This is a genomic window from Pseudonocardia sp. DxW, from assembly GCF_058448985.1.
In genome coordinates this window covers 114,904-139,574 of record NZ_JBZFLK010000008.1, presented here as the reverse complement: position 1 = coordinate 139,574, position 24,671 = coordinate 114,904, and the positions used below count along the sequence as shown (strand labels likewise).

General features: G+C 73.8%; 25 protein-coding genes, 1 tRNA gene, 1 other RNA gene and 1 pseudogene. 19 read left to right on the top strand and 9 right to left on the bottom strand.

Annotation, left to right across the window (positions count from 1 at the left end; all coding sequences use genetic code 11):
* Window positions 1–13: 13 nt before the first annotated feature.
* Both ACVJO7_RS14615 and ACVJO7_RS14610 read left to right on the top strand, forming a co-directional pair.
* Window positions 14–124: pseudogene (locus ACVJO7_RS14615) on the top strand (VOC family protein); the annotation flags it as partial.
* An 89-nt stretch (window positions 125–213) separates the two neighbouring features.
* Window positions 214–345 (top strand): VOC family protein, encoded by a 132-nt coding sequence (locus ACVJO7_RS14610; protein WP_491673323.1) that lies wholly within the window; start codon window positions 214–216, stop codon window positions 343–345.
* A 36-nt stretch (window positions 346–381) separates the two neighbouring features.
* Here ACVJO7_RS14610 and ACVJO7_RS14605 read toward each other — a convergent pair whose 3' ends face one another.
* Entirely contained in the window at window positions 382–1,254 is an 873-nt protein-coding gene (locus tag ACVJO7_RS14605; protein WP_491673322.1) for a bifunctional 5,10-methylenetetrahydrofolate dehydrogenase/5,10-methenyltetrahydrofolate cyclohydrolase, read from the bottom strand.
* Between the two features lie 208 nt (window positions 1,255–1,462).
* On the opposite strand from ACVJO7_RS14605, the gene ACVJO7_RS14600 reads away from it, so the two are divergent.
* Both ACVJO7_RS14600 and ACVJO7_RS14595 read left to right on the top strand, forming a co-directional pair.
* The gene (locus ACVJO7_RS14600) at window positions 1,463–1,927 is read left to right on the top strand and encodes a hypothetical protein (RefSeq protein ID WP_491673321.1); all 465 of its coding nucleotides are present in this window, start codon (window positions 1,463–1,465) and stop codon (window positions 1,925–1,927) included.
* Window positions 1,924–2,259, top strand: coding sequence for a winged helix-turn-helix domain-containing protein (locus ACVJO7_RS14595; protein ID WP_491673320.1), 336 nt, complete (start codon window positions 1,924–1,926; stop codon window positions 2,257–2,259). Before ACVJO7_RS14600 ends, ACVJO7_RS14595 begins: the two co-directional genes overlap by 4 nt.
* Before the next feature lie 19 nt (window positions 2,260–2,278).
* Here the strand turns inward: ACVJO7_RS14595 and ACVJO7_RS14590 are convergent, their stop codons facing one another.
* From ACVJO7_RS14590 to ACVJO7_RS14580, 3 genes are all read right to left on the bottom strand, one after another.
* Window positions 2,279–2,461 (bottom strand): DapH/DapD/GlmU-related protein, encoded by a 183-nt coding sequence (locus ACVJO7_RS14590; RefSeq protein ID WP_491673319.1) that lies wholly within the window; start codon window positions 2,459–2,461, stop codon window positions 2,279–2,281.
* Window positions 2,462–2,505: 44 nt separating this feature from the next.
* Window positions 2,506–2,781, bottom strand: a complete 276-nt coding sequence (locus tag ACVJO7_RS14585) for an LbetaH domain-containing protein (protein WP_491673318.1) — start codon at window positions 2,779–2,781, stop codon at window positions 2,506–2,508.
* 329 nt (window positions 2,782–3,110) lie between these two features.
* Window positions 3,111–3,198: transfer RNA gene (locus ACVJO7_RS14580), tRNA-Ser, on the bottom strand.
* Window positions 3,199–3,277: 79 nt separating this feature from the next.
* Between ACVJO7_RS14580 and ffs the strand changes: the two genes are divergently transcribed.
* Window positions 3,278–3,372, top strand: an RNA gene (ffs, locus tag ACVJO7_RS14575) — signal recognition particle sRNA small type.
* Window positions 3,373–3,442: 70 nt separating this feature from the next.
* The gene (locus ACVJO7_RS14570) at window positions 3,443–6,055 is read left to right on the top strand and encodes a DNA polymerase III subunit gamma and tau (protein ID WP_491673317.1); all 2,613 of its coding nucleotides are present in this window, start codon (window positions 3,443–3,445) and stop codon (window positions 6,053–6,055) included.
* A 10-nt stretch (window positions 6,056–6,065) separates the two neighbouring features.
* Here the strand turns inward: ACVJO7_RS14570 and ACVJO7_RS14565 are convergent, their stop codons facing one another.
* Entirely contained in the window at window positions 6,066–6,845 is a 780-nt protein-coding gene (locus ACVJO7_RS14565) for an N-acetylmuramoyl-L-alanine amidase (protein WP_491673316.1), read from the bottom strand.
* 128 nt (window positions 6,846–6,973) lie between these two features.
* Between ACVJO7_RS14565 and ACVJO7_RS14560 the strand changes: the two genes are divergently transcribed.
* Both ACVJO7_RS14560 and recR read left to right on the top strand, forming a co-directional pair.
* Window positions 6,974–7,288 (top strand): YbaB/EbfC family nucleoid-associated protein, encoded by a 315-nt coding sequence (locus ACVJO7_RS14560; protein WP_344023306.1) that lies wholly within the window; start codon window positions 6,974–6,976, stop codon window positions 7,286–7,288.
* Window position 7,289: 1 nt separating this feature from the next.
* Entirely contained in the window at window positions 7,290–7,907 is a 618-nt protein-coding gene (recR, locus tag ACVJO7_RS14555) for a recombination mediator RecR (protein ID WP_491673315.1), read from the top strand.
* Between the two features lie 194 nt (window positions 7,908–8,101).
* Here the strand turns inward: recR and ACVJO7_RS14550 are convergent, their stop codons facing one another.
* On the bottom strand, window positions 8,102–8,305 hold the full coding sequence (locus tag ACVJO7_RS14550; protein WP_491673314.1) for a hypothetical protein: 204 nt from the start codon (window positions 8,303–8,305) through the stop codon (window positions 8,102–8,104).
* A gap of 341 nt (window positions 8,306–8,646) precedes the next feature.
* Between ACVJO7_RS14550 and ACVJO7_RS14545 the strand changes: the two genes are divergently transcribed.
* From ACVJO7_RS14545 to ACVJO7_RS14515, 7 genes are all read left to right on the top strand, one after another.
* The gene (locus tag ACVJO7_RS14545) at window positions 8,647–9,543 is read left to right on the top strand and encodes a helix-turn-helix domain-containing protein (RefSeq protein WP_344023207.1); all 897 of its coding nucleotides are present in this window, start codon (window positions 8,647–8,649) and stop codon (window positions 9,541–9,543) included.
* A gap of 67 nt (window positions 9,544–9,610) precedes the next feature.
* Window positions 9,611–10,528 (top strand): ABC transporter substrate-binding protein, encoded by a 918-nt coding sequence (locus ACVJO7_RS14540; protein ID WP_491673313.1) that lies wholly within the window; start codon window positions 9,611–9,613, stop codon window positions 10,526–10,528.
* Window positions 10,529–10,660: 132 nt separating this feature from the next.
* Window positions 10,661–12,325, top strand: a complete 1,665-nt coding sequence (locus tag ACVJO7_RS14535) for an ABC transporter substrate-binding protein (protein WP_491673312.1) — start codon at window positions 10,661–10,663, stop codon at window positions 12,323–12,325.
* Between the two features lie 73 nt (window positions 12,326–12,398).
* The gene (locus ACVJO7_RS14530) at window positions 12,399–13,403 is read left to right on the top strand and encodes an ABC transporter permease (RefSeq protein ID WP_491673311.1); all 1,005 of its coding nucleotides are present in this window, start codon (window positions 12,399–12,401) and stop codon (window positions 13,401–13,403) included.
* Window positions 13,400–14,323: an ABC transporter permease gene (locus tag ACVJO7_RS14525; protein WP_491673310.1), complete on the top strand. Its 924-nt coding sequence runs from the start codon at window positions 13,400–13,402 to the stop codon at window positions 14,321–14,323. The genes ACVJO7_RS14530 and ACVJO7_RS14525 overlap by 4 nt, the downstream gene beginning before the upstream one ends.
* Entirely contained in the window at window positions 14,320–15,312 is a 993-nt protein-coding gene (locus tag ACVJO7_RS14520) for an ABC transporter ATP-binding protein (RefSeq protein WP_491673309.1), read from the top strand. Before ACVJO7_RS14525 ends, ACVJO7_RS14520 begins: the two co-directional genes overlap by 4 nt.
* On the top strand, window positions 15,309–16,403 hold the full coding sequence (locus ACVJO7_RS14515) for an ABC transporter ATP-binding protein (protein ID WP_491673308.1): 1,095 nt from the start codon (window positions 15,309–15,311) through the stop codon (window positions 16,401–16,403). The genes ACVJO7_RS14520 and ACVJO7_RS14515 overlap by 4 nt, the downstream gene beginning before the upstream one ends.
* A gap of 3 nt (window positions 16,404–16,406) precedes the next feature.
* Here the strand turns inward: ACVJO7_RS14515 and leuA are convergent, their stop codons facing one another.
* On the bottom strand, window positions 16,407–18,203 hold the full coding sequence (leuA, locus tag ACVJO7_RS14510) for a 2-isopropylmalate synthase (protein ID WP_358480610.1): 1,797 nt from the start codon (window positions 18,201–18,203) through the stop codon (window positions 16,407–16,409).
* 334 nt (window positions 18,204–18,537) lie between these two features.
* Here leuA and ACVJO7_RS14505 point away from each other — a divergent pair, with 334 nt between their 5' ends.
* The 4 genes from ACVJO7_RS14505 to ACVJO7_RS14490 all read left to right on the top strand — a co-directional run bounded on the left by ACVJO7_RS14505 (window position 18,538) and on the right by ACVJO7_RS14490 (window position 22,137).
* Window positions 18,538–18,843, top strand: a complete 306-nt coding sequence (locus ACVJO7_RS14505) for a hypothetical protein (protein ID WP_344023222.1) — start codon at window positions 18,538–18,540, stop codon at window positions 18,841–18,843.
* A gap of 169 nt (window positions 18,844–19,012) precedes the next feature.
* Complete coding sequence (locus ACVJO7_RS14500; protein ID WP_491673307.1) at window positions 19,013–19,540, top strand: CGNR zinc finger domain-containing protein; 528 nt, start codon at window positions 19,013–19,015, stop codon at window positions 19,538–19,540.
* A gap of 251 nt (window positions 19,541–19,791) precedes the next feature.
* The gene (locus ACVJO7_RS14495) at window positions 19,792–21,057 is read left to right on the top strand and encodes an aspartate kinase (RefSeq protein ID WP_344023226.1); all 1,266 of its coding nucleotides are present in this window, start codon (window positions 19,792–19,794) and stop codon (window positions 21,055–21,057) included.
* Between the two features lie 6 nt (window positions 21,058–21,063).
* Entirely contained in the window at window positions 21,064–22,137 is a 1,074-nt protein-coding gene (locus ACVJO7_RS14490; RefSeq protein ID WP_491673306.1) for an aspartate-semialdehyde dehydrogenase, read from the top strand.
* Window positions 22,138–22,213: 76 nt separating this feature from the next.
* Here ACVJO7_RS14490 and ACVJO7_RS14485 read toward each other — a convergent pair whose 3' ends face one another.
* The gene (locus tag ACVJO7_RS14485) at window positions 22,214–23,245 is read right to left on the bottom strand and encodes an endonuclease/exonuclease/phosphatase family protein (RefSeq protein ID WP_491673305.1); all 1,032 of its coding nucleotides are present in this window, start codon (window positions 23,243–23,245) and stop codon (window positions 22,214–22,216) included.
* Between the two features lie 77 nt (window positions 23,246–23,322).
* Window positions 23,323–24,585, bottom strand: coding sequence for an MFS transporter (locus tag ACVJO7_RS14480; protein ID WP_491673304.1), 1,263 nt, complete (start codon window positions 24,583–24,585; stop codon window positions 23,323–23,325).
* Window positions 24,586–24,671: the final 86 nt, after the last annotated feature.

Genomic DNA, 24,671 nt, shown 5'->3' with positions numbered 1-24,671 from the left:
CTACCGTCCGCCGGTGTTCTTCTCCTGGGAAGCGCTGACCGTGGACGCCCGGGACCCGCGGGCCTGCGCCCGCTGGTGGGCCGAGACCCTCGGCTGGGAGGTCGCTCCGGACGGGCTCGAGGTGCGTCCGCCGGACGGACGGCGTCCGAGCCTCTTCTTCGAACCGGCCGCCGAGGCAAGACGACGAAGAACCGTCTGCACCTCGATCTCCGTGTGCAGGACCGGGCCGCTGCGGTCGAGCTCCTGGAGGCCCGCGGTGCGACGCGCGTCGACATCGGACAGGGCGAGGCCGCCGAGTGGATCGTCATGCGGGATCCGGAGGGCAACGAGTTCTGCCTGCTGTAGTCGCGAGCCGGGAGATCCGCGGGCCGGTGCGCAGCGTCAGGCCGCCGCAGACTCCGCGGCGTCGACGGTGTTCCGGAACAGCATCGCGACCGTCGTCGGTCCGACGCCGCCGACCCGTGGGGTGATCGCCCCGGCCGTCCCGGCGCAGGACTCGTCGACGTCGGGCAGCAGCCGTCGTCCGTCGTAGCGCACCCCACCGCCGATGACGACGGCACCGGGCCGGGCGTGCTCGGGCCGGACGATCCCCGGCGCCCCGGCGGCGGCGACCAGGATGTCGGCGGCCCGGGTGTGGGCGCCCCAGTCCGGCACCCCGGTGTGCACGACCGTGACGGCGGCGTCGGCGGTCTCCCGCTTCTGCGACAGCAGGATCGACAGCGGCCGGCCCAGCGTCGCGCCCCGGCCGAGCACCACGACGTGCCGTCCGCGGACCGGGATGTCGTAGTGGTCGAGCAGCGCCTCGATCCCGGCCGGCGTGCACGGCGTCGGTGCCGGGAGCCCGGCCGCCAGCCGGCCCAGGTTGACCGGGTGCATGCCGTCGACGTCCTTGTCCGGGTCGACGACGGCGAGCGCCGCGCCGTGGTCCAGGTGCGCCGGGAGCGGGTGCTGGACGAGGACGCCGTGCACGCTCGGGTCGTCGTTGAGGGCGCGGATCGCGTCGTGCAGCTGCTGCTGTGTGGTGTCGGCGGGCAGGTGCACGTGCGGGGAGCGGAAACCGAGCGCGGCGGCCCGGCGCTGCTTGATCCGGATGTAGCCGGCGCTCGCGTCGTCGTCGCCGACCAGGATCGTCGCGAGTGAGGGGACGGTGCCGCGCTCGCGGAGCGCCCGGGCCCGGGCCGTCACGGACGCGAGCACCGCCTCGGCGACGGGTGCGCCGGGCAGCAGGCGCGCGGGGGAGGGGGAGATCGTCATGGGACCGCCTCGGCGGGCACCCAGGCGGTCGGCACCCGCGATCCGGCTTCCCGATGGTTCCCCATCCTCGTCCCGCCAGTCGCGCTGCCACCCACCATGCCCGACCGGTCGCGCCCCGTCGAGTGCGCGATGACCTGCCCGGTTGACCGGTCCTGTTGAACTCGCATACACTTTCCATATCGAAAATTGATGCAGACGGGAGAACGACATGTCCGAGACCCCCGAGCTCGACCAGGTCGCCGAGGCGCGCCGCAGGCTCTCCGTGCACGCCGAGCTCCCGCGGACCTACTGGGCCCTCTACGGGATCGCGCTCGTGCTGATCGCGGGAATCCCGATCTGGGCGTCGTACCTGCCCGGCGGGCTCCCGGGCGTCCAGTGGGCCCTGCTCGTGGTGGCCCTGGCCGCGGCCGCCCACGCGGTGATCGGCCGCCGCCGGTCCGGGGTGTACCTCCCGCGCCGGATCGGCGCCTACCCCGGCGCCCGGCGGCTGTGGCTCGCCGTCCTCGTCGTCACCGTCGCCGGGCTCGTCGCTATCCAGCTCCTGGTCGGGAACGGGCTCCGGCCGGCCGCGCTGGCCCTGCTGGTGGTCGTCGCCGTGGCCGTCTTCCTGGGGCAGGTCCGGATCCGTGCCCGGATGCGCGACGACATCGCGGCCGGCCGGGTCACGCCGTGAGCGGTGACGCCGACGACACGGTCGCGGGCGAACGGCACGCGATCTTCGAGACCGGCCCCCGGCTGGCTCTGTGCGCACTGCTCCAGGGCGCGGACTGGGTCGAGTTCGGCACCGTCCGCGATCTCGTCGGGGTCAGCGACTCCGCCGTCTCCAAGCACAGCCGGACCCTGGAGGAGGCCGGCCACCTCGAGGTCCGCAAGGGCTCGGTCGGTCGGCGGCCGCGGACCTGGCTGCGCCTCACCCCGGCCGGTCGCGCGGCCCTGCGGGGTCACCTCGCCTGGCTGGACGGGCTGCGCAGCGCCATCGACAGCCCACCGCCGGCAGGTTCCTGAGCGGCGGACGGCAGGTCCGTCAGTCGATGACCTTGATGACCCGGGCCGGGACGCCACCCACCACGGTCCGCTCAGGTACGTCGCGGGTGACGACGGCTCCGGCTGCGACCACCGCGTCGTCGCCCACGCACACGCCCTGCATGATCATCGCCGAGGCGCCGACCCACACGTTGCGTCCGATCCGGATCGCCCTCGTGGTCACCCCGGTCCGCCGCTCCTCCGGGCTCACGGGGTGGCCGGAGGAGATCAGGCTGACGCCGGGCCGAGCATCACGTCGTCACCGATCTCGATGCCGCCGAGATCATTGAAGCGACAGTTCTGATTGATGAAGACGTTCCGGCCGACCCGAATTCCGACCCCGCGGTCCGAGTAGACCGGCGGTATCAGGTGGAACGAGTCGTCGACCGCCTGGCCTGTGAGATTGCTCCAGGCCTCGCGAATCTCCTGCTGGTCCGCATAGCGGAGGGAGTTCAGGTCCTCGGTGCGGGCAATTGCACGTCGGACCTTGTCGGCGAAGCTCACTCGTCCTCCTGTGCTGACCGCGTCGATCGGACCGGATCGCAGTTCACCAGGTCGCACCACGACGAAGAAGTGCCGGTCCCGGGAATCGACTCCGACGAAGGGCGCCAGGCGCGGCGCGATGCTACCGGCGCCGGCCCTGGCGGGCCGGGTGCCACTCCGCCCTGAGGCACCAACCACGTCGCGTGCCGGACGGCCGGGGCGGGGCCGCCCGGATCGGGGGTCTCCGGTGGGAGCCGGCGGCGCCGGGTCCCGGGCTGACGGCCGTCTCGCAACAACGCCGAACGCCGGGCCGCCCACGAGGGGCTGCCCGGCGTTCTGCCTGCTTCGGCTGGCGGAGGATACGGGATTTGAACCCGTGAGGGATTGCTCCCAACACGCTTTCCAAGCGTGCGCCCTAGGCCACTAGGCGAATCCTCCGCGGAGAAGGCTACCTGCCGTCTCTCCCGAACCGTCACCGCCCCCTCGCGCTGCGGGGTCCCCGGCGTGGCACACTGTCCGTGGACCCCGTGCGGCGTCCATCCTGTGAACTCCCCCAGGGCCGGAAGGCAGCAAGGGTCAACAGGCTCTGGCGGGTGCGCGGGGTCCCCTCATGTTCCGGGCCGGTGTCGCGGCCGGTCCCGCGCCTCGAGGACTGTCGGACCCCCTCGGTAGCCTCGCGGCCGTGGCTCTGGCTCTGTACCGCAAGTACCGCCCGGCCAAGCTGGCCGACGTCGTGGGGCAGGAGCACGTCACCGAGCCCCTGTCGACGGCGCTGACCGCGGGCCGCATCAACCATGCGTACCTGTTCTCCGGCCCGCGCGGCTGCGGGAAGACGTCGTCGGCAAGGATCCTGGCGCGCTCGCTGAACTGCGTGCAGGGGCCGACGCCGGACCCCTGCGGCGAGTGCTCCTCGTGCGTGGCACTGGCCCCGGAGGGGCCGGGCAACATCGACGTCGTCGAGCTCGACGCGGCGTCGCACGGTGGCGTCGAGGATGCCCGGGAGCTGCGCGACCGCGCGTTCTACGCGCCGGCCGAGTCGCGCTACCGGGTGTTCGTGGTCGACGAGGCGCACATGGTCACCAACCAGGGCTTCAACGCGCTCCTCAAGATCGTCGAGGAGCCGCCGGAGCACCTGGTGTTCGTGTTCGCCACCACCGAGCCGGAGAAGGTCCTGCCGACCATCCGCTCGCGGACGCACCACTACCCGTTCCGGCTGATCCCGCCGGGCACCATGCGCTCGCTGCTGGAGCGGATCTGCGGCGAGGAGGAGGTGACCGTCGCCCCGCCGGTGTTCCCGCTGGTCATCCGGGCCGGTGGCGGCTCGGCCCGGGACACGCTGTCGGTGCTCGACCAGCTCCTGGCGGGCGCCGGTCCGCAGGGGGTGACCTACGAGCGGGCGGTCGCGCTGCTCGGTGTCACCGATGCGGGGCTCATCGACGACACGGTGGACGCGCTGGCCGCGGCCGACGGCGCCGCCGTCTACGGCGCGGTGGACCGGCTGGTCGAGGCCGGTCACGATCCGCGCCGCTTCGCCTCGGACCTGCTGCAGCGCTTCCGCGACCTGATGCTCGTCCAGGCGGTGCCCGACGCCGCCGAGCAGGGCCTGGTCGACGGCGCCGCCGACGAGCTGTCCCGGATGGCGGACCAGGCGGCCCGGGTCGGCCCGGCGACGCTGACCCGCTACGGCGAGATCCTGCACCAGGGCCTGATCGAGATGCGCGGGGCGACCGCGCCGCGGCTGCTCCTGGAGCTGCTGTGCGCGCGGATGCTGCTGCCCGCGGCGACCACCTCCGACGGCGGCCTGCTGGAACGGCTGGAGCGGATCGAGCGGCGGAACGCGATCGTCTCCGATGCCGCCGTCGTCGGCCCCGGCCCCGGCCCCGGCGCCGACGACGGCGGCCGGGCCCGGCAGTTCGTGCGGCCCAGCGAGCGGCCCGCCGAGCCGGGTCCCGCGGCGGGATCCCGGCCCGCGCCCGCCGCACGCGACGACGGTGCTGCGCAGTCCCGGCCCGAGGGGGCCGGTTCCGCTGCACCGGAGCCGATCACCGGACCGGGCGCGGCGCGTTCCGCGGAACCGGCTGCCGGGGATGCCGGCGGCTCGGGCGCCGCGCGTTCCGCGGAACCGACCGCTGCCGGGCCGGCCGGCCGTGGCACCGGTGACCCCGCCGGACCGGGCGCTGCGCGTTCCGCGGGACCGACCGGAGCGGGGCCGGGCACGGGCGAGCCCGCCGGACCGGGCGCTGCGCGTTCCGCGGAACCGACCGGCGCCGGGCAGGCCGTACCGGGCGCGGGCGATCCCACCGGGCCGGGCGCGGTCGACCCGGCCGCGGGCGACCCCACCCGGCCGGGCGCTGGCGATCCCACCCGGCCGGGCGCAGGCGATCCCACCGGGCCGGGCGCGGGTGACGCCGCCGGACCGGGTGCGGCGCGTTCCGCGGAACCGGCTCCGGACGGACCCAGCGAGCAGGTCCCCCCGACCCCACCGGCGATCACCCCGGCCCCGCCGCGGGACGGGGCACCGCCGGACGCCGTGCCGCCGGCGTCCGCGCAGCCCGCCCCGATGGCGGCCTCGCTGGACGCCACCGCCGTCCGGCGGGTCTGGCCGGAGATCCTCGCCGCGGTCCGCAAGCGCAGCCGCAGCACCGAGGCGCTGTTGGTCAACGCGACCGTCCGGGCCGTCGACGGGGACACCCTGGTGCTCGCGATCGGGGCGCCGCCGCTGGCCAGGCGGCTCTCCGAGCAGCGCAACACCGACGTGATCGGTGACGCGCTCCGGGCCGTCCTCGGCGTGCAGTGGCAGGTCCGCTGCGACCAGGGCGAGGCCACCGCCGCCCGCAACCGGCCGGCCGCCGAGCGCCCGCAACGCCCGATCCCGCAGCGCCCGTCCCAGCGGCCCGGCGGCAGCGTCCAACAGGGCGGTGACCAACAGGGCGGTGACCAACAGGGCAGTGACCAACAGGGCAGTGACCAACAGGGCAGTGACCAACAGGGCAGTGACCAGCAGCGCGGCGGCCGTCCGGCCCGGCGCCTGACCGGACCGGACTCCGACATCCCGCTGCCGCCCGAGCCGCCCCCGGACGACGCCCCGCCCGACCCGAGCGAGACCGGCGGCCGGTCCGGCGGTGCGGCCCGCCCGGCCCGGCCGGGGCCTGTCAGCGAGGCCGAGGTGGAGGAGTCGATGCTCGCCGAGGCCGCGGCCGAGGCGGCGACGCCCGGCGTTCGGCGGGACCCGGAGGCGGCGGCACTGGAGATCCTCACCACCCACCTGGGCGCGCGCACGATCGACCCGAAGTGACCGGCGGCCCTCAGCGCCCGAGGTACCCGAGCACCCCGGCGCTGACCGCCTCCGCGTACCGCTCCCGGCCCTCCGGGGTCGACAGCACCCGTGCCTCCGCGGCGTTGCGCATGTTCCCGGCCTCGACCAACGCCGTCGGCACGGTCGAGTGGTTCAGCCCGGCGAGATCGGGGCGGCCGTCCAGCCCGTCCTGCCCGATGTAGCCGGCCGGGGTGAAACCCCCGGCCCGCAGCGCGTCGCGCAGGGTGGTGGCGAGCCGCAACGCCTCCGGGCCGGTGCCGTGCACCGGCGGATCGGCGTGCGCCACGTGGAACCCGGCCGCGGCCGGCGCCGCGCCGTCGGCGTGCAGCGACACCACCGCCGCGGCCCCGGCCCGGCCACCCGCCGCGCCGCGCTCGTCGACGCAGGGGCCGACGCCGTCGTCGTCCGGCCGGGTCAGCACCACCCGCACGCCCGCGGCCTCCAGCCGCTGCCGGACCCGCTCGGCGAGGTCCCAGTTGAAGGCGTGCTCGGGGTAGCCGTCGTCCGTGGCGGTCCCGGTGGTGTTGCAGGCCTTCGTCCCGCCCCGGCCGTCCGGCACCGGACGGTTGATCGCGGCCGGGTCCGCGGCGTTGCCGCCGTTGTGCCCGGGATCGAGCACGACCACCGGCGGCGGCGCGGGCGGGACGGGTTCCGGGGTGCCGGACGGGGTGACCGGGGCGGCCGGGGCGGCCGGGGCGGCTCCGGCGCACGCCGCGCAGAGCGCGACCGCGGCCAGGACGACGGCGACGGGACGGATCGGGGCGTGCACGGTCGGAGAGCCTGACACGGCTACCCTGGTGTGCGGAGACGTCCGCGCCGGCCGTGTCGGGGGATTCCCCCGTGACCGCGAGCCGGGAGCAACAGCGAGGGGTACGCGTGCAACCCGGTCAGCCCGACATGCAGATGATCCTGCAGCAGGCCCAGAAGATGCAGCAGCAGCTGCAGGAGGCACAGGCCGAGCTCGCCGCCGCCGAGGTGACCGGCCAGGCCGGCAACGGCCTCGTCGAGGTCACCGTGACCGCCGGCCTCGAGCCGCGCTCGGTGAAGATCGACCCGAAGGTGGTCGACCCGGACGACGTGGAGACGCTGCAGGACCTGGTCGCCGGTGCGCTCGCCGACGCCGTCCGCCGCGCCCAGGAGCTGCAGCAGCAGAAGATGGGCCCGCTCGCCGGCGGTCTGGACATGGGCGGCCTGGGCCTCCCGGGCGCCTGAGGTGTTCGAGGGGCCGGTCCAGGACCTGATCGACGAGCTGGGCCGGCTGCCCGGCGTCGGCCCGAAGAGCGCCCAGCGGATCGCGTTCCACCTGCTGGCGGCCGACCCGGCGGACATCGCCCGGCTCCAGGAGGTCCTGCAGACGGTCAAGCAGGGCGTCGCGTTCTGCGAGGTCTGCGGCAACGTCTCGGCGGACACCCGCTGCCGGTACTGCTCCGACGCGCGCCGCGACCCGACGCTGGTGTGCGTGGTCGAGGAGCCCAAGGACGTCCTGGCCGTGGAACGGACCCGGGAGTTCAAGGGGCGCTACCACGTGCTCGGCGGCGCGCTGGATCCGCTGGCCGGGATCGGACCGGACACGTTGCGCGTCCGGGAGCTGCTCGCCCGGCTCGGCGGCACCGGCCCCGCGTCCGACGAGACCGCGATCGCCGAGGTCATCATCGCCACCGACCCCAACACCGAGGGGGAGGCGACCGCCACCTACCTGGTCCGGCTGCTGCGCGACTTCCCGGGTCTCACCGTGACCCGGCTCGCGTCCGGGCTACCGATGGGGGGCGACCTGGAGTTCGCCGACGAGATGACGCTCGGCCGGGCGCTCGCCGGCCGCCGGGCGCTCTAGCACCCGCAGAGCAACTGCACGGCAGCCGCACAGCAGCCGCACAGCAGCCGCACAGCAGCCGCACAGCAGCCGCACAGCCCGCAGAGCACCTGCACGGCCCCGGACACGACGACGGCCGGTCTCGCCGGGTACGCCCCGGACGCGACCGGCCCCGGCGCGCCGGCCCCCACCGGGCGCGCCGTCCTGCCGACCCGTCAGTCGGTGTCCTCGTCACCCCAGGCGTCGACCTCGTACGGGCCGCCGTGCAGCTGCCGCTGCCGCCGCTCCCACGCCAGCCGCCGCTCGGCGGCGATTCGCCTGCGGGCCCCGGCCCGCCTGGAGTCGATCACGCCGATCACGATCGCGGTGATCCCGAGCACCACGATCCCGACCGCGGCCAGCATCACCAGTGCGGTCATGGCGTCCACCGCCCCGCGCCGGCCCGCGGCCACCCCACCCGTGCCGTGCCGATCGAAGCCGTGCCGATCGAAGCCGTGCCGATCGAGAATGTGCCGATCATGTTCCTCCCCCTTGGTGTGTGTGCTGGTCGTCCCTCCCGGCCGTCGTACGTTTCCGAACTGTGCTGTGTGTCACTTTCAGCACCTCCCAGGGTGCCCGACCTCCCGCCCCTGTGCAATTGCATTCTCGATGAAAGTTGCACGGCGCGGCGGATTGCACGAGCCGGAGGTGTGCAGTGCACTGACAGCGGGCGCCCTCCGACGACACCGACAGCGGCTGGCCCCGACGACAGGAGGACGAGGTGGAGCAGGAGCCCACCGGCGCCCGGCGCCGGCTCGGCGCGGAGCTGCGCCGCCTGCGGCTCAACGCCGGGTTGAAGCTCGAGGACGCCGCCCGCGGGCTGCGGTGCTCGGCGTCAAAGATCAGCCGGCTGGAGAACGGGAAGGGCGTGCCCCGCCCCGTCGACGTCGACGCCCTGCTGGCCCTCTACGGCGGCGTCGAGGGCATGGAGGCGGAGATGCTCCGCCGGCTCGTCGCGCAGAGCCGCACCCGCGGCTGGTGGGAACCCTTCACCGAGGGCCTGCGCACCGAGCGCTACGTGCTGCCCGCCCCCGGCCGGTACGCCGCCGTCGAGACCGACGCGACCGGCGTCGACGCGTTCGACCTGTCGGTGCTGCACGGCCTGCTGCAGACCCCGGACTACGCCCGCGCGGTGCTCGCCGCGCGGCTCCCCGGCCACGACGGCTGGGAGATCGACCAGCTGGTGCACCTGCGCCGCCGCCGGCACGAGGCCCTCACCTCGGACCCGCCGCTGCGGCTGCGCTCGGTGATCGACGAGTCGGTGCTGGCGCGGGCGACCGGCGGGCCGTCGGTGATGGCCGACCAGCTCGACCGGCTGCTGGAGCTGTCCCGGCTGCCCAACGTGATCCTGCTGGTCCTGCCGTTCTCGGCGGGCGTGCAGCGGGCGCACGCCGGGCGGTTCTCGGTGCTCGCGATCCCGGACGAGCTGGGCTCGGACCTGGTGCACACCGAGGGCCACGCCGGCGAGTCGTTCCTCGACACGGCGCGGGACCTGGAGACCTACCGCCGGGTGCTGGCCGACGCGCGGGCGGACGCGCTGGAGCCGGAGGCGTCCCGGGCGCTGATCGCGCACCACCGCGACCGGCACCGCGCCGCCGCGGTCGCCGCCGCCGGCTGATCATGACGATCGCCGCACCGGCAAGGTGAGGCTTGCCGAACCCGTGGCGCCTTGATTCACTCCGCCGGTGACCGTACGTCCGCTTCGTCCCGTCCTGTTCCTGCTCGCCGCGGCCCTGCTCGCCGGCTGCTCCGCGGCCCCCGGCGAACAGCCGGCGCCGGATCCGGGCGGGCGCGAGATCGCGCACGCGATGGGCACGACCACCGTCCCGGAGTCGCCGGCGCGGGTCGTCGTGCTGGACAGTCAGGAGCTCGACGTGGCGCTGTCGCTGGGCGTCGAGCCGGTCGGGGTGGCGAGTGCCGCGGCGGACGGTGCGCTGCCGTCCTACCTGGAGGTCCCGGACGGGATCACCGTGGTCGGCCCGATGGCGATCCCCGACCTGGAGGCGATCGCCGCGCTCGCGCCGGACCTGATCCTGTCCTCGAAGCTGCGGCACGAGGCGCTGTACCCGCAGCTGTCGGCGATCGCGCCGACCGTGTTCGCCGAGCGCACCGGCGACGCCTGGAAGGAGAACCTGGCGCTCTACGCAGGCGCGCTGAACCGCGAGCAGCAGGGCCGCGACCTGCTGGACGCGCACACCGCCCGGGCCGCCGAGGTGGGCGACCGGCTCGGCGCGGCCGATCGCACGGTGAGCGTGGTGCGCTTCCTGCCCGGGGAGATCCGGCTCTACGGCCCGCGCTCGTTCGTCGGCTCGGTGCTCGCCGACGCCGGCTTCCCGCAGCCGGAGATCGTCCGCGACGAGCCGGACATCGCGGTCCGCATCGGCCCGGAGCAGATCGGGTCCGCCGACGCCGACGTCGTCTACGTGACCTCCTACGGGCTCGCCGACGACCAGCCGTTCGCGCAGGTCGCGCCGCTCTGGGAGACGCTGCCCGCGGTGCGGGAGGGCCGCGCCTTCACCGTCGACGACGACGCCTGGATGCTCGCGATCGGCCCCACCGGCGCCGGGCTGATCCTCGACGACCTGGAGCGGACCCTGGGCTGAACGGGCCCCGCGCACCGCCCGGACCCGACCTGGTACGCCCGTGCCAGTTCGTAGCACGATCGTGACGCAACGATCTACCGTTGAGTAACGCAACGCTATAGGTTCCCCAGTCATCCGATGACTGGGGGATGGATGCGAGCCAGACGGTGGAGTACCGCGGTCACCGCGGGTCTGCTGGCGCTGACGATGGCGGCCTGTGCGACGTCGGAGCGCGGGGACGCAGCCGGCGAGGCGGGCGCGACCGGGGGCACGTTCGTCTTCGGCGCCGCCGGCGCGCCGAAGAACTTCGACCCGATCTTCAACGACGACGGCGAGAGCTTCCGGCCCGCCCGGCAGATGTTCGACACGCTGATCACCTACAAGCCGGGCAGCACCGAGCTGGAGCCCGGGCTCGCGACCGCGTGGGAGTCCTCGCCGGACGGCCGGACCTGGACCTTCACCCTGCGCGACGGCGTGACGTTCCACGACGGCACCCCGTTCGACGCGGCCGCCGTCTGCGCGAACTTCGACCGCTGGTTCACCATGAAGGGCGCCGCCGCGCAGAGCCAGATGATCTACTACGGCGACGTCTTCGGCGGCTTCGAGCAGAACGAGGGCGACGCCTCGGGCGATCCGGTCTACAAGTCCTGCACCGCCGAGAACCCGACCACCGCGGTGCTGTCGCTGAACACCTTCAAGGGTGCGTTCCCGGCGGCGTTCGGACTGACCTCGCTGTCGATCTCCAGCCCGACCGCGCTGGAGCGCTACGACGCCGACAACGTCAGCCAGAGCGGCGACTCGTTCACCTATCCCGCCTACGCCACCGAACACCCGACCGGTACCGGACCGTTCCGGTTCGAGGGTTTCGACAAGGCGAACGGCACCATCACGCTGGTCCGCAACGACGACTACTGGGGCGAGAAGGCCAAGGTCGACCGGCTGATCTTCAAGATCATCCCGGATGAGAACGCGCGCAAGCAGGAGCTCGCCGCCGGCACCATCGACGGCTACGACTACCCCTCGCCCGCGGACTACGGCACGTTGACCGAGCAGGGCAACCAGGTCCTCATCCGGGACCCGTTCTCGATCCTCTACCTCGGTATCAACACCACGAACAACCCGGCGCTGGCCGACGTCCGGGTGCGCCAGGCGATCGCGCACGCGATCGACCGGGAGTCCCTGGTCCGCACCAAGATGCCGGAGGGTTCCGCGGTCGCGAAGGAGTTCGTGCCGCCGACCGTCGCCGGATACGCCGACGACGTCACCGAGTACCCCTACGACCCGGAGCGCGCCAAGCAGCTGCTCGCCGAGGCCGGGGCGCAGAACCTGACCCTCAACTTCTACTACCCGACCGAGGTGACCCGGCCCTACATGCCGAACCCGGCCGACCTGTTCTCGGCGATGTCGGCGAACCTGCAGGCCGTCGGGATCACCGTGAACCCGGTCGCCCGGCCGTGGAACGGCGGCTACAAGGACGACGTCCAGAAGGCCGGCAAGCACGACCTGCACATGCTCGGCTGGACCGGCGACTACAACGACGCCGGCAACTTCGTCGGCACGTTCTTCGGCCGCGAGAAGGCCGAGTTCGGCCCGCAGGACCCGGCGATGTACGGCGCGCTCGCCGCCGCCGACTCGATCCCGGACCCGGCCGGGCACGCCGCCGCGTACCAGCAGGTCAACCGGGACATCATGGCGCGCTACCTGCCCGCCGTCCCGATCCTGACCACCGGCCCGGCGATCGTCGTGAAGGACGGCGTGCAGGGCCTCGTCCCGTCGCCGCTGACCGACGAGCGCTTCTCGACCGTCACCAAGAACTGACGTCCGCACCCGGGTGCCGCGACGACCTCGCGGCACCCGGGCCCGTGCCCTCCCACCACGAGGACCTCCCCGCATGCTGCGTTTCGTCGCGCGCCGCCTGCTCCAGGTGATCCCGACGCTGCTGATCCTGTCCCTGCTGCTGTTCGCCTGGCTGCGCTCGCTGCCCGGCGGGCCGGCCGGGGCGCTGCTCGGCGACAAGGCCACCCCGGAGTCGATCGCGGCGCTCAACCGCACGCTCGGCCTGGACCAGCCGATCCCGGTCCAGTACCTGCGCTATCTCGGCCGCGCGGTCACCGGCGACTTCGGTGCGTCGCTGGTCAGCGGCGATCCGGTGCTCGGCGAGCTGGGGCGCTCGCTGCCCGCGACCGTCGAGCTGGCCGTCTGCGCCCTGCTGCTGGCGGTGCTCGCCGGCATCCCGCTCGGCTACCTGGCCGCCCGCCACCGGGGCAGGCCCTGGGACAACGTGACGATCGTCGGGACCCTGGTCGGGGTCGCCGTCCCGGTGTTCTTCCTCGGCTACGTGCTCAAGCAGGTCTTCGCCGTCGAGCTGGGCTGGTTCCCGCCGTCCGGGCTGCAGGCCACCGGGATCGACGCCACCACGGTCACCGGCTTCCCGACCCTCGACGGCCTGCTCACCCGCGAGTTCGACGCCAGCTGGGACGCGCTCACCCACCTGGTGCTGCCCGCCGTCACCCTGGCGACGATCCCGCTCGCGGTGATCGTCCGGATCACCCGGGCCTCGGTGCTCGACGTGCTGGAGTCCGACTTCGTGCGCACCGCGAACGCCAAGGGGCTGGCCCCCGGCACCGTCCGCGGCCGGCACGTGCTGCGCAACGCGCTGCTCCCGGTCTCGACGACGATCGGCCTGCAGACCGGCCTGCTGCTCGCCGGCGCGGTGCTCACCGAGAAGGTGTTCAACCGGCCCGGCATCGGCACCCTGGTCGCCGAGGGCATCGAGCGCCGCGACTATCCCCGGCTGCAGGCCGTGGTGCTGCTCGGCGCGCTGATCTACGTGCTGGTGAACCTGCTCGTCGACCTCTCCTACGCCGTCATCGACCCGCGGGTCAGGCTGCGGTGAGCACCACGACATGGGCGCGCCGGCGCCGCGAGCGGATCGACGACACCGCCGGGCGCAGTCTCGGCGCCGACGCGCTGCGCCGGTTGCGCCGCAGCCCCACCGCGATCGTCGGCGCGCTGATCGTCGGGCTGTTCGTGCTGGTCTCGGTGCTCGCGCCGGTGCTGGCGCCGCACGATCCGGCGCAGGCGTTCCCGGAGCTGCTCGACGAGCTGCGCCCCGGCTCGATCCCCGGCCCGCAGGACGGGTTCCCGCTCGGCAGCGATCAGAACGGACGCGACGAGTTCTCCCGGATGCTGCTGGCCTCCCGGCAGACCCTGCTCGTCGGCGTGCTCGCGACGCTGCTCGGGCTGGCCGCCGGGGCGCTGATCGGCGGCGTCGCCGGCGCGCTCGGCGGCTGGGCCGACACGGTGCTCATGCGGGTCACCGACGTGTTGCTGTCCATCCCGTCGCTGCTGCTCGCGATCTCGGTCGCGGCGCTCGCCGCCCGGCCCAGCCAGACCACCGTGATCATCGCGGTGGCACTGGTGAACGTGCCGATCTTCGCCCGGCTGCTGCGCGGCTCGATGCTCGCCCAGCGGGAGTCCGATCACGTGCTGGCGGCCACCGCGCTCGGCGTCCGGCGCCGGGCGATCGTGCTGCGGCACATGCTCCCCAACGCGATCGGCCCGGTGATCGTGCAGGCCACGCTGACCCTGGCCACCTCGATCCTGGACGCCGCCGCGCTGTCCTTCCTGGGCCTCGGCGACGCCGACCCGGCCCGCGCCGAGTGGGGCCTGATGCTCGCCTCCGCGCAGCCCTACCTGGACATCCGGCCCGCGCTGGCGATCTACCCGGCGGTCGCGATCATCGTCGTCGCGCTCGGGTTCACGCTGCTCGGCGAGTCGCTGCGCGAGGCACTCGACCCGAAGGGGCGCCGGTGAACCCGCTGCTGTCCGTGCAGGACCTGTCGGTCCGGTTCGTCCGCCGGGGCGAGCCCGACGTCGTCGCCGTGGACGGGGTGTCGTTCGACGTCCGGCCGGGCGAGGTCGTCGGGCTGGTCGGCGAGTCCGGCTGCGGCAAGTCGGTGACCTCGCTGGCGATCATGGGCCTGCTGCCCGGGCGCACCCCCCGGGTGTCCGGCTCGGTGCTGCTCGACGGGAGCCCGCCGGTCGACCTGCTCACCCTCTCCGACGCCGGGTTGCGGCAGCGGCGCGGCCGCGACATCGGGATGGTGTTCCAGGACCCGCTGTCGTCGTTGAACCCGGTCGTGCCGGTCGGCGTGCAGATCACCGAGGCGCTCACCCGGCACCGCGGGATGGACCGCAGGGCGGCCCGCGACGAGGCGGTCGCCCTGCTGGACCGGGTCGGCATCCCCGATCCGGTGCGCCGGCTGCGGGCCTACCCGCACCAGATGTCGGGCGGCATGCGGCAGCGCGCGCTGATCGCGATCGCGCTGGCCTGCCGCCCCCGGCTGCTGATCGCCGACGAGCCGACGACGGCGCTGGACGTCACGATCCAGGCGCAGATCCTGGAGCTGCTGCGCGAGCTCGTCGCCGAGACCGGGACGGCGCTGGTGATGATCACGCACGATCTCGGCGTCGTCGCCGGGCTCTGCGACCGGGTGAACGTGCTCTACGGCGGCCGGGTCGTCGAGCGGGCCGACCGGCACGCGCTGTTCGCCGGTCCGCGGCACCCGTACACCGCCGGGCTGATCCACTCGATCCCGCGGCTGGACTCCGACCCGGCCGACGAGCTGCCGGCGATCACCGGCTCGGTGGCCGACAACCTGCCGTGGGAGCACGCCTGCGCGTTCGCGCCGCGCTGCCCGCGCGCCCTGGACACCTGCACCGAGCGCACCCCGGCGGCCGCGGTCGGCGCCGGCGGGCTGCTGCGCTGCCACAATCCGGAGCCGATCGGAGCCGACGCATGAGCGCACTGCTGGAGGTCGACGATCTCGAGGTGCACTTCCCGATCACCCGGGGCGTGCTGGTGTCGCGCACCGTCGGGCACGTCCGGGCCGTCGACAGGGTGTCCCTGCGGATCCCGCGCGGCGAGACCTACGGGCTGGTGGGGGAGTCCGGCTGCGGCAAGTCCACGCTGGGCCGGGCGGTGCTGAAGCTGACCGCCCCGACCGCCGGCTCGGTCCGGTTCGACGGGACCGACGTCGCGTCGCTGTCCGGGGAGCCGCTGCGCCGGATGCGGCGCCGGTTCCAGATGGTGTTCCAGGACCCGCTGTCCAGCCTGGACCCGCGGCAGTCGGTCGGGTCGATGCTCCGGGAGGGCATGGCGGCGCACGGGCTGCCGGTCACCGCGGAGCGGCTGCGCGAGCTGATGGGCGCGGTCGGGCTGCCGCCGGCCGCGCTGAACCGCTACCCGCACGAGTTCTCCGGCGGGCAGCGGCAGCGGATCGGGATCGCCAGGGCGCTCTGCGTCGGGCCGGACCTGGTCGTCGCCGACGAGCCGGTGTCCGCACTGGACGTGTCGGTGCAGGCCCAGGTGCTGAACCTGCTGCGGGCGCTGCAGCGCGAGCTCGGCCTGACCTACCTGGTGATCGCGCACGACCTGGCCGTGGTCCGGCACGTCTCGGACCGGGTCGGCGTGATGTACCTGGGCTCGATCGTCGAGGAGGGGCCGGCGCGGGACCTCTACCAGCGGCCGCTGCACCCCTACACCCGGGCGCTGCTGTCCGCGGTGCCGCAGCCGGACCCGGCCACCGAGGACGCCCGGGAGCGGATCCTGCTCACCGGCGACCTGCCCTCGCCCGCGGCGCCGCCGCCCGGGTGCCGCTTCCACACCCGCTGCCCGTGGCGGCAGGCCGACCGGTGCGACACCGAGCGGCCGGTGCTGCGCGAGATCGGGCCCGGGCACCGGGTGGCCTGCCACCACGCCGAGGCGATCCGGGACGGCCGGATCGCCGCGCACGAGGTGACCCCGCAGGCGGCGGATCCGGCGGCCGGCCCGGACGCCGGCCCGGAGCTGCCCGGGCCGGCCCTGTCGGTCACCGACGCGATCGGCCGCTGAACCTCAGCGCAGCGCGCGGTTGATCGCGCTGACCACGGCCTTCAGGCTGGCGCTGGTGATCGAGCTGTCGATCCCGACGCCCCAGAACACCTTCTCCTCGACGGCGCACTCGACGTAGGCGGCGGCGCGGGCGTCGTCCCCGCCGCCCATCGCGTGCTCGTGGTAGTCGAGCACCCGGACGTCGAACCCGATCCCGGCCAGCGCGTCGACGAACGCGGCGATCGGGCCGTTGCCGGAGCCGGTGATCTCGTGCAGGTCGGACTCCACCCGGACGGTCGCGACGATCTCGTCCCGGCCCTCGCCGTCGCTGGTGATCCGGTGCCGGACCAGCTTGAGCGGCGTCTCCCGGCCCAGGTACTCGACGTCGAACGCGTCGCGCATGGCCTTCGGCTCGACCTCGCCGCCCTCGGTGTCGGTGTAGGCCTGGATGACGTGGCTGAACTCGATCTGCAGCCGGCGCGGCAGGTCCATCTGGTGCTCGGTCTTCATGATGTAGGCGATGCCGCCCTTGCCGGACTGCGAGTTCACCCGGATCACGGCCTCGTACGTGCGGCCGATGTCGCGCGGGTCGACGGGCAGGTAGGGCACCTCCCACGGGTGGTCGTCGACCGGCCGGCCGGCCTCGGCGGCGTCGGCCTGCATGGCCGCGAAGCCCTTGTTGATCGCGTCCTGGTGCGAGCCGGAGAACGCCGTGTACACGAGGTCGCCGCCCCACGGGTGGCGCTCGGGCACCGGCAGCTGGTTGCAGTACTCGACGGTGCGCCGGATCTCGTCGATGTCGGAGAAGTCGATCTGCGGGTCGACGCCCTGGGTGAACAGGTTCATCCCGAGCGCGACCAGGTCGACGTTGCCGGTGCGCTCGCCGTTGCCGAACAGGCAGCCCTCGATCCGGTCGGCGCCCGCCTGGTAGCCCAGCTCGGCGGCGGCGATGCCGGAGCCGCGGTCGTTGTGCGGGTGCAGCGAGAGCACCAGCGCGTCGCGGCGGGCCAGCCGGCGGTGCATCCACTCGATGGAGTCGGCGTAGACGTTCGGGGTCGCCATCTCCACCGTCGCGGGCAGGTTGACGATCATCGGGTGCTCCGGCGTCGGCTCCCAGACCGCGCTGACCGCGTCGCAGATCTCGACCGCGTACTCCAGCTCGGTGCCGGTGTAGGACTCCGGCGAGTACTGGAACGTCCAGTCCGTGCTCGGGTACTTCTCGGCGATCCGCCGGACGTGCTCCGCGCCGTCGGTGGCGATCTTGGTGATGCCCGGGCGGTCGGACCGGAACACCACCCGGCGCTGCAGGATCGAGGTCGAGTTGTAGAGGTGGACGATCGCCGAGTGCGCGCCCTCACAGGCCGCGAAGGTGCGCTCGATCAGCTCCGGCCGCGCCTGGGTGAGGACCTGGATCTGCACGTCGTCCGGGATCGCACCCTGCTCGATGATCTCCCGGACGAAGTCGAAGTCGGTCTGGCTCGCCGCCGGGAAGCCGACCTCGATCTGCTTGTAGCCCATGCGTACCAGCAGGTCGAACATGCGCCGCTTGCGCAGCGGGCTCATCGGGTCGATCAGCGCCTGGTTGCCGTCGCGCAGGTCCACCGCGCACCACAGCGGCGCGGTGTCGATCACCTTGTCCGGCCAGGTGCGGTCGGGCAGCGAGACCGGCTCGACCAGCTGATGGAACGGCTTGTACCGGTGGAACGGCAGCTGTGAGCCGCGCTGGCGGTTCCACGCGGGCTGCCCGTCGTGCGGTGCGCCCTGCGGGGTGCGGACGTTGCTGCGGGCGCGGGACTCGAAGGCGTCGGGAGACGTGGTCACGGGAAGGTGCTCCTGATGTGTCGCAGTGTGGCGATGTCGCTGTGTTCGCCGGACGGCCGTGGCGACCGGCGGACACGCGAGACCCCGCGACGAGGGGCCGGTCGGTCAGACCCCGCCGCGGCGGCGAAGGAGCAGGCGCGCCATGCGTCCACCGTAGCCCGGTACCCCCGTTGCGCGGCAACCCGGTGACCGGGTGGATCTCGGGCGGATCTCGGCCGGGGCGATGTGCGGTCGCAACGAAGAGATCACAACCGGCCGCCGCCCGCGTCGTTGAAGGGGTGGCGAGGGCGCCCGGATGGGACCATGGCGTCCGTCACGACGGGAGAGGTGTGCGATGGCGGCAACCGTGGGAACGACCCTGCGACAGGGGCTCGGCATCATCGCGACGATCGTGCGCGTGGTCGGGCTGGTGATCGTCGGCATCCTGGTCGCCCACATCGTCCTGACGCTGCTCGACGCGAACCCGGCGAACTTCCTCACCGAGTTCGTCGCGGGCTGGGCCGCGCAGTTCAACCTGGGCCTGGGCGACCTGTTCACGCCCGAGCAGCCGAAGCTGGCGGTGACCCTGAACTACGGCGTCGCCGCGGTCCTCTGGCTGGTGCTGACGACCGTCGTCGTCCGGCTGCTGCGCCGGGTCTGACCCGGCAGCACGACCGCCGGCGGCACGTCGCCGCCCGGCTCGATCCGCCATGCGCCGCACCGGCACCGCCGGTAGCGGACGGTCCCGTCCGACGTGCGGTGCCGGGACACCGTCTCCCACTCGTGATCCAGGGGTGTGCTCACCCGTCCGACCCTGCTGTAATGGCTTGGTGCACATCAACCCTTACGGCCGCGATCCGGTGCTGCTGGCCGCCGACCTGGCGAACGACCCGCCGTCGTCGGTGGCCGAGCTCGCCGACCGCTGCGTCGCCGCGGGGCTGGCCCGGGAGTGGACGCCGCAGCCGGCTGATCTCGGCGCCGTCACGGCCTTCCTGGCCCGCTGGGCCGAGGTGGTCGACGCGCCGGCGGCCGGTGCGCGGGCGGAGCTGCTGAACGCGCTGCTCGCCGAGGGGGCCGGCCCCCCGCGGCTGACCGACCACGACGGGCACTGGCACCTGCACCACCGCGACGACGGCCTGGGGCTGGCCGCGGTGCTGCACGCGCTGATCGCGATCGGCACCGCGACGCACCTGGCGACCCGGGGGATGGACCGGCTCGGCCGATGCGCCGCGCCGGGCTGCGACCGGATCTTCGCCGATGTGTCGCGCAACGGCAGGCAGCGCTACTGCAGTGCCCGCTGCGGCAACACCGACGCGGTCCGCAGGCACCGGCTCCGCCAGTCCGGGCGGGCCGCCTGACGGCCCCGCCCGGTGGGCCGGGCGGGGCATCATCATCCGTGGCCGCGCGCGCTGCGGGATACCGGACGGGCGCGCCGGTGACACGCCCGTGTGTCCTGAGTCATCGACGGCCGGTCAGAGCCTGAAATCGGATGCCGTCCGCCGGTAGTGTGCCTTTCCGACCAGCGCCGCGGGCGTTCCACCCACGCTCGCCCGCGGCCGAAGAGAGCACCCGACGGCTTCGAGAAGCGGAGCCAGGACAGGAGGTCGGCGTGGCCCTCGTCGTGCAGAAGTACGGCGGATCGTCGGTCGAGAGCGCAGAGCGCATCAAGAAGGTCGCCGAGCGGATCGTCCGTACCCGCAAGGAGGGACACGACGTCGTCGTCGTCGTGTCCGCCATGGGGGACACCACCGACGAACTGACCGACCTCGCCGAGCAGATCTCCCCGAAACCCCCGGCCCGCGAGATGGACATGCTCCTCACCGCGGGTGAGCGCATCTCGAACGCGCTGGTGGCCATGGCCATCCACTCCCTCGGGGCCGAGGCGCGGTCGTTCACCGGCTCCCAGGCCGGGATGCTGACCACCTCGCGGCACGGTGACGCGCGGATCACCGAGGTGAACCCGTACCGGCTCCGCGAGGCCCTGGACGAGGGCTACATCGTGCTCGTCGCCGGCTTCCAGGGGATGAGCGCCGACTCCAAGGACATCACCACGCTGGGCCGCGGCGGATCGGACACGACCGCCGTCGCGCTGGCCGCGGCGCTGAACGCCGACGTCTGCGAGATCTACTCCGACGTCGACGGCGTCTACTCGGCCGATCCCCGGATCGTCCCCCGGGCCAGCCTGCTCGAGACCGTCACCTACGAGGAGATGCTCGAGCTCGCCGCCTCCGGCGCGAAGGTGCTGCACCTTCGCGCCGTCGAGTACGCCCGCCGCTACGGCGTGCCGTTGCGGGTGCGCAGTTCCTACAACGACAAGCCGGGCACGCTGGTCTCCGGCTCGATCGAGGAGATCCCGTTGGAGAATCCGATCATCACCGGCGTCGCGCACGACCGGTCCGAGGGCAAGATCACCGTCACCGGCGTGCCGGACACCCCCGGCATGGCGGCGAAGATCTTCCGCACGGTCGCCGACGCGGAGATCAACATCGACATGGTGCTGCAGAACATCTCCAACGTGTCGGACAAGAAGACCGACATCACGTTCTCGCTGCCCCGCACCGACGGCGACACCGCCGTCGCGGCGCTGGAGCGCGCGAAGGGCGAGATCGGCTTCTCCGAGCTGATCTACGACAACGACATCGGCAAGGTGTCGCTGGTCGGCGCCGGCATGCGCAACCACCCGGGCGTCACCGCGACGTTCTGCGAGGCGCTGTCCAACGCCGGGATCAACATCGAGACGATGAACACCTCCGAGATCCGGATCTCGGTCATCTGCCGGTCGGACCAGCTGGACGACGCGGTGCAGGCGCTGCACGAGGCGTTCGGGCTGGGCGCCGAGGACGACGCGGTGGTCGCCGCGGGAACGGGCCGGTGAGCTGAGATGGCCATGAACAAGCCCGTTCTCGCGCTGGTCGGCGCCACCGGCGCCGTCGGCACGACCATGATCGACATCATCGGCTCCCGCGAGTCGGTGCCGTGGGGCGAGGTCCGGCTGATCGCCTCGGCCCGCAGCGCCGGCAAGGTGCTGCAGGTGCGCGGCGAGGACGTCACCGTCCTCGAGCTCAAGCCCGAGGTGTTCGACGGCGTCGACATCGCCATGTTCGACGTCCCGGACGAGATCAGCGCCGAGTGGGCGCCGGTCGCAGCGGCCCGCGGCGCGGTCGCGGTCGACAACTCCGGTGCGTTCCGGATGGATCCCGACGTCCCGCTCGTCGTGCCCGAGGTCAACGCCGACAAGGTGACCGAGCGCCCGAAGGGCATCATCGCGAACCCGAACTGCACGACGCTGTCGATGATGGCGGCGATGGGCGCGCTGCACCGCGAGTTCGGCCTGGAGGCGCTCGTCGTCTCCTCGTACCAGGCCGCCTCCGGCGCCGGCCAGCCCGGCGTCGACCAGCTCTACGCCGAGATCGAGGCGCTGGCCGGCAAGCAGGTCGGGAGCGTCTCCGGCGACGTCGCCGACGCGCTGAAGGCGGCGGGCGTCCCGGTCGGCGACGGCTCCCCGTTCCCGGCGCCGCTGGCGCTGAACGTCGTCCCCTGGGCCGGCTCGCTGAAGGACGACGGCTGGTCGTCCGAGGAGCTGAAGGTCCGCAACGAGTCCCGCAAGATCCTCGGCATCCCGGACCTGAAGGTCTCCGCGACCTGCGTGCGCGTCCCGGTGGTCACCACGCACGCGCTGGCGATCCACGCGACCTTCTCCCGCGACGTGCCGGTCGAGGCGGCCCGCAAGGTGCTGTCCGCGCAGCCGACGATCGTGGTGAAGGACGACCCAGCCGCAGGCGAGTGGCCGACCCCGGCCGACGCCGTCGGCGGGGACCCGACCGTGGTGGGCCGGATCCGGCAGTCGCTGGACTTCCCGAACACCCTGGAGCTGTTCGTCTGCGGCGACAACCTGCGCAAGGGCGCCGCGCTGAACACCTACGAGGTCGCCGAGGCGGTCGCCGCCGCGGGCTGATTCCCGCGCACGGCAGCACGACGACGACGGCCGCCGCCCCGCATCCCGGGGCGGCGGCCGTCGCCGTTCCGCCCGCTCAGGACGCCGGCAGCCGCAGCGTCGCGACGATCGCGCGGTGGTCCGAGCCCGGCACCAGCCGCGTCTCGAACGACTCCGCGGTGATCGGTGCGGTCGCGAGGACGTGGTCGATCTGCGGGCCCAGCCACTGCGGCGCCCAGGTCGGCCAGGTGCCGGCCAGCCCGTTGCCGGTCTGCGCCGCGGCGTCGCCGCAGCCGGCGATGGTGTCCCGGAAGACCGAGTGGTCGAGGGTGGCGTTGAAGTCGCCGGCGATGATCGCCGGGGACCCGCTGGAGCACCACTTCTGCACCTCGGACAGGTCGGACCGCCAGGTCGCGACCGAGCGCGGCACCGGGGCGACCGAGTGGAAGGCCACGAAGCGCAGCTCGCCGAGCCCGCCGCCGGTGATCTCCACGTACGGGAACCGGGTGTCCTCGCCGATCCGGGTCCGCACGTCACCGAGCCGGTCGGCCCAGACCACCGTGTTGCCGGTGACGTCGCGCTCCCACGGCCCGACGCTGGCGGCGGTCCGGTAGCCCATCGGTTCCAGCAGCGGCGCCAGCTCGGACTCGTAGTTCGCGCCGGACTCGGGGATCGAGACCACGTCCGGGTCCTCGGCCTCGATCAGCGCGGCGAGCGAGTCGGCGTCGGCCCGGCCCTCGTACACGTTGGCCGCGAGCACCTTCAACGTCGGCCCGCCGGCCGTGGGCGTCGTCGTGACCGGGACGGTGCGCGGCAGCACGAGCGCGGCGCCGATCAGCGCCACCACCGCCAGCGCCACCGGCACCGGCCAGAACCGGCGGGCGAACACGGTGATCAGTGCGCCCAGCACGACGAGCACCAGCAGCCCGGCCACCATCAGCGGGCGGAACGCGATGACCTGTGCGAACGGCGAGCGGGTGTCCAGGCCGACCTGGTCGGGCAGGACCGCGAGGGCCGCCCCAGCGGCGAGCAGCAGCGCGAACGCCCAGCGGACTGCGCCGACCCGGCGGCGGGGCCGTTCGCGGCGGATCGGCTGGGTCTCGGCGTCGGGGTGGGGCGGCGCGCTCACGAGAGTCAAGTCTGCCCGAGCCGGAGGTGCCGCCGCCGGGATCGGCGGTGTGATGCGCCGATCGCCTGTGGAGCCTCTCAGCCACCGGCTTGCGCGATCGGCCGTTCGCCGTCCCCGCCCGGCCGTCCGGTCCCGGCGGCGGATCGTCCACCGCCGCGCATCAGCAGCCCGGCGACACCGGCGAGCACGGTCGCGACCGACCCGCACACGACGATCGCGACGGCGGGGGAGGCCACGTCGACCAGGAACCCGGACAGCGGCCCGGCGACGGCGACCCCGATCATCGTCGCCGAGCCCTGCAGCCCGGTGACCAGCCCGCGGACCCGGTCCGGGGCGAGCCCGCCGATCGCGTCGCTGCCGGCGGCCAGCGTCGGCGCGGTCACCAGGCCGGCGGGTACCAGCAGGAACAGCAGGCTCCACCACGACCAGGCCAGCGCGGCAGGCAGCGTCGCCAGGCCCAGCACGGCCAGCAGCAGCGGCAGCGGGACGGCGCGCCGGGCGGCGCCGTGGACGAAGCCGCCGACCAGCGACGCCAGGCCCCACCCGGCCAGCACGACCGGGATCGCCCACACCTGACCGGCGTCGGTGAGCGTCGCGATGAACGCGAACTCGGTGCCCATGATCGCGAGCACCGCCGCGGACACGGTGAGCAGCGCGCCGACCAGCGGGCGGGTCAGCCAGCTCCGCACCGGTGGCCGTCGTTCCCGGCCGGGGGCGCGGCCGTCCGACCGGACCGGCGGGTTCAGCCACCACAGGGCCAGCCCGGCGAGCACGAAACCGGCACCGACCACCCGCATCGCGACCGCGCTGCCCAGCCACAGCGTCAGCAGCGACCCGGCCGCCGGGCCGGTCATGTACGAGATCTCGACCGACATCGCGTCCAGCGCGAACGCCGGGCGGCGCCGCCCGGCCGGCACGATCGCCGCGATCACCTGCCGCACCAGCGAGAACACCGGCAGCGTCAGCACCCCGGCGACGAAGGCGGCACCCAGCAGCCCGGCGTAGCCGAGCAGCGGGGCGACCGACCAGAACGCCACCCCGGAGGTCATCGTCAGCAGCAGCACCGGGCGCAGCCCGTACCGGTCGATGACCGAGCCGAGCAGCGGGGCGCCGATCGCCATCCCGGTCGGGACGGCCGCTGCGACCAGCCCGGCGGCGGCGAAGCCGTGGCCGAGGGTCAGCACGGTGTGCAGGGTCAGGGTGACCGACACGGCCGTCGCCGGGATCCGGGCGGCCATCCCGATCGCAGTGACCGCGCGGACGCCGGGATGGCGCAGGAGGTCGGCGAAGGCGCCGAGCCCGGCGCGCGGCGGTCCGGTGGTGTGGGCGGCGTCGGGCACCCGTCCATCCTGCGTCGTGCCGTCCAGCGGTTTCCGGCGGGCACTTGTTTGGTTTGGGGGGGCACGGGAAACCAGCCGGGGACGCA

Excerpts from the sequence above, each read along its gene's own strand:
- ACVJO7_RS14605 (WP_491673322.1), bottom strand. The coding sequence starts at position 1,254 with ATGACGATCTCCCCCTCCCCCGCGCGCCTGCTGCCCGGCGCACCCGTC.
- ACVJO7_RS14505 (WP_344023222.1), top strand. The coding sequence starts at position 18,538 with ATGGCGGCAACCGTGGGAACGACCCTGCGACAGGGGCTCGGCATCATC.
- ACVJO7_RS14550 (WP_491673314.1), bottom strand. The coding sequence starts at position 8,305 with ATGACCGCACTGGTGATGCTGGCCGCGGTCGGGATCGTGGTGCTCGGG.
- ACVJO7_RS14490 (WP_491673306.1), top strand. The coding sequence starts at position 21,064 with ATGGCCATGAACAAGCCCGTTCTCGCGCTGGTCGGCGCCACCGGCGCC.
- ACVJO7_RS14600 (WP_491673321.1), top strand. The coding sequence starts at position 1,463 with ATGTCCGAGACCCCCGAGCTCGACCAGGTCGCCGAGGCGCGCCGCAGG.
- ACVJO7_RS14560 (WP_344023306.1), top strand. The coding sequence starts at position 6,974 with ATGCAGATGATCCTGCAGCAGGCCCAGAAGATGCAGCAGCAGCTGCAG.
- ACVJO7_RS14535 (WP_491673312.1), top strand. The coding sequence starts at position 10,661 with ATGCGAGCCAGACGGTGGAGTACCGCGGTCACCGCGGGTCTGCTGGCG.
- ACVJO7_RS14530 (WP_491673311.1), top strand. The coding sequence starts at position 12,399 with ATGCTGCGTTTCGTCGCGCGCCGCCTGCTCCAGGTGATCCCGACGCTG.
- ACVJO7_RS14515 (WP_491673308.1), top strand. The coding sequence starts at position 15,309 with ATGAGCGCACTGCTGGAGGTCGACGATCTCGAGGTGCACTTCCCGATC.